The organism is Mycobacterium lehmannii, assembly GCF_002245535.1.
Taxonomy (GTDB): Bacteria; Actinomycetota; Actinomycetes; order Mycobacteriales; family Mycobacteriaceae; genus Mycobacterium; species Mycobacterium lehmannii.
The window spans coordinates 1-1096 of the sequence record NZ_NKCN01000070.1; the positions used below are offsets into that span (position 1 = coordinate 1).

The 1096-nt window shown below is 64.4% G+C and carries 1 protein-coding gene; it reads left to right on the plus strand.

All coding sequences use genetic code 11. From position 1 onward, the window contains the following. Positions 1 to 111 precede the first annotated feature (111 nt). On the plus strand, positions 112 to 1096 hold a 985-nt coding region (locus CEX87_RS26890), incomplete at its 3' end, for an IS481-like element ISMav3 family transposase (RefSeq protein WP_094289882.1).

Consider the following 1096-nt stretch of genomic DNA (forward strand, 5'->3'; position numbering starts at 1 on the left):
CTAGCTGTACTGACCACGGACGTTAGGTACGGCGTGGCGTGGTGACATAACGAAGACCTCCGAGTGAAGTGCGAGCTGCTGAAGAACGCACAACTCACTCTGGAGGTCTTCGTGTCCCACCGTAATGCCCCATTGTCTGAAACCGGGCGTCTGCGCTTGGCCCGTTGCGTCGTCGAGGACGGTTGGTCGCTGCGCCGGGCCGCCGAACGGTTCCAGGTCGCGGTCACCACAGCCCAGCGCTGGGCTTCGCGTTATCGCGAGCTCGGTCCAGCCGGCATGGCTGATCGCAGCTCACGCCCACTTCGAAGCCCCAACCAGACACCCACCCGTACCGAGCGCCGGATCATCAAAGTCCGTGTCCTGCGGCGGTGGGGTCCGGCCCGGATCGCTTATCTACTGGGTCTGAATGTGTCCACAGTGCATCGGGTGCTCACCCGCTACAAGCTGGCCAAACTGCGCTGGCTGGACCGCGCCACCGGCCAGGTCGTCCGCCGGATGGAATCTGCGAGCTGCGGAGACCTCGTCCATGTGGATGTCAAGAAGCTCGGCAAGATCCCTGCCGGCGGAGGGTGGCGCATGCTGGGACGCACCGTCGGCAATCGCAACGCCCAGGCCGACAAGACTTCAGGAGAGCGCAGCAAGCACCGCCACCCGCTGCGCGGCTACCACTTCCTGCATACCGCGATCGACGCGCACTCGCGGCTGGCCTACAGCGAGCTGCTAACCGACGAACGCAAAGAGACTGCCGCAGCCTTCTGGCTTCGCGCGCAAGCCTGGTTCACCACATGCGGTTTCACGGTACGAAAAGTGTTGACCGACAACGGCTCCTGTTACCGATCACACGCGTTCAGGGACGCTCTTGGCGACATCGAGCACCGCCGAACACGCCCCTACCGCCCACAGACCAACGGAAAGGTGGAGAGATTCCACCGCACCCTGGCCGACGAATGGGCCTACGCACGGCTTTACCGCAGCGACGCCGAACGCTGCGCCGAGTTCCCCCGCTGGCTGCACACCTACAATCACCACCGCGGCCACACCGCACTCGGCGGCCAACCACCTGCCACCCGCGTACCTAACCTCTCCGGTCAGTACA